The organism is Peribacillus sp. P4_C12 (assembly GCF_056402095.1).
Genome location: NZ_JBFUIB010000325.1, coordinates 1 through 4,223, shown reverse-complemented (window position 1 = coordinate 4,223; position 4,223 = coordinate 1). Strand labels below are relative to the sequence as shown.

The following is a 4,223-nucleotide window of genomic DNA, read 5'->3' as shown; positions in this document are numbered from 1 at the left end:
GCATCAGATGACATGATTTTGTTAATGGCAGCAGTAGTAGGATTTGGCGAAACAGGAAGAACGCTTTCTCCCATTAACGCATTTGCAAATGAAGATTTGCCTGCACTAAATGCACCGAATAGCGCAACCGTGAAAGTCTGCTTTTCTAGTCGGTTTGCCTTATCTGTTAATTCTTTATAAAGTGATTGAAAACCTTTCAAAGGTTGAATTAGTTTGGCTGCCTGCTGTAAATTTGATGCAGTCTCCATTAACTTTTCCTTCCCACGTAAATCTATCGTATTAGATAATGGAACGCCTACAGTTGATTCTGCTACCTTTGTTTCGATTTCAAGATCCGCCGCATGTAGTTCGTTTGCCTGCTTAGCCCTATTGTCATCATTCGTGTTCATAATTTTGACTGTAATATTTTTTTCTTCTTCATCCCATTCAGTCAAAAGTGTCTCGACATAACGCTCATCCATTAGCGATACCGTTTGATTAGCAATACCCTCTAATTGTTCTGTTTGGGACTCGATTTCTGCATTCATCGCTGCGGTAACTTTGAGGGCTTCCGCAAATTCAGCAAAACCTTCAAGTTCATTATCGATGGATATCGTCTGTTGCTCCACTATACCCTGCATGACAGCAATCATGCTGTGCAAAAATTCTTCAGCTTCATCACGTGCCTTTTTTTTGATAGAAGAGGCCAAATCATTTGTATAGTTTAAAACGTATTCACCTGTAATATTGACTTGGGGCTTTAAAGAATTTTTTATRTAAGCTTCTGTCACCTCGATGTGTAGGGCCTGAGCTTTACTTTCAAGCGTTGGGTCATGGACTTCAGCTTCAGTAAGGGTTTTAACCGCTAACTCTTTAAGATGCCATTCAAGCTGGGTTTTGACCTTCTCTTGTAAATCTGCCAAGAATACGTTAAGACGCTCCTCGCGCTCGGCCTCCGTTTTTTTCTTGGCAAATAATAGCCCCATTTTAAAATCGGGCTGTGCTGATTCCAAGAATGATTTACCTAGGTCCCGTGTAGCCGCCGGCATGATGTAAGCACTTTTCAAAATGGTTTCTAAATCTTTGGCAAATTGCACCTTTACATTCTCTAAACGTTCTGTTAATGATTTTTTTCCCTTTATAAGGCTGTCCACTTTATTTGTTAGGTCGATTCGCTCTTCATATGGAAGTTCTGATAAAACTTCAAATTCACTGGCATGATCCTCTTCATACTGTTCCTTCAGCCAAATAAGGTGTCTTTCGATTAGGGCCTTTGCCGATTGCATTATGGCATCTTTCCCATCATTTTGACCTTTCTCTGCCATTTCATATATAAATTGACGAACGGTTTCGATTTCATTCTCGCTATTGTTCAAGTCTCTGACTGATGTATAAAATATTCCATCAGGGTATACATTCCAGTTTGCAAATGCTTCAGAAACAGATAATTTAAAATCTTGGAAGCTGAGCTCATTTTCATCATGTTTATCAATCATATTGATAATTAAATATGTTGGTTTTTCCGCTTCTAACAATTCTTTAGTAAAAAGAAAGTTCACTTCTGATTGAACATGATTATAATCCATAACATAGAAGACTACATCAGCAAGATGCAAGGCCGATTCAGTAGAAACTCTATGTGCATCATCTGTCGAATCAATCCCTGGCGTATCCATGATGGCACATGACTCTGGCAGTGAAAACTGATTGGAGCTTATTGTTATTGCCGATACTGAATCACCATCTTTAGCAAATTCCTTTACCTCTTTAAAATCATAAGGTGCGGGAAATACAACCGGTGCCTGATGATGATAAAAGACTTTGGCATAGTCCTCCCCTTTTTGAACCTTAACCGTATTGGCACTCGTTGGAATCGGACTTGAAGGCAATACTTGATCATCTAGGAAGAAGTTGATCATGCTTGATTTCCCCGCTGAAAAATGCCCGCAAAAAGCAATGATAAATTCCTCATTTTTTACTTTCATGATTAGCTGTTTCAGTTTATCAGCATTGCTTGTATCTCCTGCTGATTGAAATTTCTCATACATGGCAGTCAAAATCCCCAATTTAGACTGTTGCTTTAACGTTTCTTGAATCATGAATCCATACCCCTTAATCTATCGTCATTTTAATAATCTTATTGTAAACGATTTCGATTGTTATTCATACCGAAAGCTTTTAGTTTTACTATATGAATTCTTACAAAACGTGTTCAGAAAACAAAAAAATCCACCGATTGGTGGGTTCCACTTTGTTTGTTTACAACTTCGTAATTACTTTCTGATTGCATAAAAAAACCAGGTAATTTACCTGGTTGTAGGAGATGGGTTATATGTAGCTCGGTTTTCAATTGTTGACTCCGTATAAGCTTTTACTGCCTTTGCCGGTTTTTGAATATTACTTAATACATGTTTCATCACAAAACTATATGTAGCGATTGTCAATAAAATGAATAACCAGACCATTACGAACACCATCCTCTTTTATATTGGGTAGCTTTTAAGTTTCAAAAATATTTATCAGTAAGTGAATGAGAATAATTTTCATCTTCAATTAGAATCTTATCACGAACGATAATCATTTTCAATAAGAAAAATGAAACTTTTATTATTTTTGCTTAAAAACTGTAGAATATTCTGTGTGTGTTTTTAAAGCCTTCTCTTCCAAGGGGATTCTCACCGCCATCATCCAGGCGTTCAACAAACTAAAAATAATAGCTGTATAATAAGCATTGAATAATAAGGAAATGACGATAATCTCCGTTGCTACAATGAGATAGTTAGGATGTTTGAAGTATTTATAAGGGCCTTTAACTACAACTTCGGCATTTGGCACCACTATGATTTTCGTATTCCAATGTTTTCCTAGTGAACTGATTACCCAAACCCTGCCTGACTGAGCAATGAGAAAAAGAGTCAACCAGATCGGCCAAAGCGTAGCAATTTTCCTTTCATAGACCATTACCTCGATAGTGAGTACAATAAAAAAACTCAGGTGCATCAGAACCATCCACCTATAATGGGACTCACCGAACTCAACAGCCCCCTCCATTTTCAACTGCTTTTCGTTTTGTTTTGCAATATATAATTCAACAAGACGCTGAATAGCAATCAGCGCAATAAAAATGGTGAAAATCATCATTTCCACCTCATTAACACTAGTTCTGAAGAAAACCCTGGCCCCAATGCAGCTGCCAAGCCATATTCACCTATATTCCCGCCACGAATCATGAATCTTTCTAGTACATACAAAATCGTAGCCGAAGACATATTTCCGAACTCCCTCAATATACCCATTGACTCTGCTGTCATGCTTTCATTAAATCCCAGAGCTTCGTGATAGGCATCGATTACTTTTTTTCCGCCTGGATGCGCTATAAAATCTTTCACATCCCCCAGCATCAATCCATTCTCCACTAAAAAAGATTCCACGTTAGGTTTAAGCCAATCTTTGATAATGGTTGGAATATCTTTTGAAAAAACCACGTACAACCCTTGATCTTTAACTTCCCACCCCATTACATCCAACGAATTTGGCATAAGCGTTGATTGTGAATCTAAAAATTTTAAATGCTGATCTTTTTTCGAGAACTTTTCAGCTGACACTTCATCACCACAAATTAAAACGCAGCTAATTCCATCAGAAAATAAGGATGTTCCAATTAAATTGCTCTTGGAAATATCGTTTCTTTGAAAGGTTAAGCTACACAATTCCACACTTAATACTATGACCTTTGCTTTCGGATATGCTTTACAATATTCAAAAGCACGCGTTAGCCCACTCGCTCCCCCCGCACACCCTAGCCCCCATATGGGAATTCTTTTTGTATGTGGGTTAAAAGGAAGTTCATTCATTATTCTTGCATCAATGGTAGGAGTAGCCATCCCTGTACTTGATATATAAAAGAAGGCATCAAGCTCACTTGGCTGCAGTTTATCTTTTAAAAATTCAGTGTTAGCTAAACATTTTTCAATTGCTTCTTTACCAAACTCGACTGCTTGTTTAATATATATATCATTCTTTTCCGCAAACGTATGTTCCTCTCTGAACCAATCAAGATCATTTGAAAAATAACGATTTTCGACTTGGCCATTTTTAAATGCCCGCAATAATCGTTCAATATTCTTAAAAGAGGAACCAAAGATTTCCCTGGAAAATTCCATGATCTTTTCCTGTGAAAGTAAATAAGGAAGTTTTATATGAGATGCGGATAATAAATATGGCATGAACCCACCCCTTAATAT

Annotated in this window: 4 protein-coding genes; all 4 read right to left on the bottom strand. The window is 37.3% G+C overall.

The genetic code is table 11. From position 1 onward, the window contains the following. The coding region (locus tag AC1DUW_RS22085) for a dynamin family protein (protein ID WP_477643467.1) at nt 1-2,078 on the bottom strand (2,078 nt) is incomplete at its 3' end. 207 nt (nt 2,079-2,285) lie between these two features. Then, nucleotides 2,286-2,444 carry a hypothetical protein gene (locus tag AC1DUW_RS22080; protein WP_157443918.1) on the bottom strand — a complete coding sequence of 53 codons (159 nt, stop codon included), beginning with the start codon at nt 2,442-2,444 and terminating at the stop codon, nt 2,286-2,288. Nucleotides 2,445-2,586: 142 nt separating this feature from the next. Next, nucleotides 2,587-3,120 carry an isoprenylcysteine carboxyl methyltransferase family protein gene (locus tag AC1DUW_RS22075; protein WP_477643466.1) on the bottom strand — a complete coding sequence of 178 codons (534 nt, stop codon included), beginning with the start codon at nt 3,118-3,120 and terminating at the stop codon, nt 2,587-2,589. Further along, nucleotides 3,117-4,205, bottom strand: coding sequence for a type III polyketide synthase (locus AC1DUW_RS22070; RefSeq protein WP_053346723.1), 1,089 nt, complete (start codon nt 4,203-4,205; stop codon nt 3,117-3,119). Before AC1DUW_RS22070 ends, AC1DUW_RS22075 begins: the two co-directional genes overlap by 4 nt. Nucleotides 4,206-4,223: the final 18 nt, after the last annotated feature.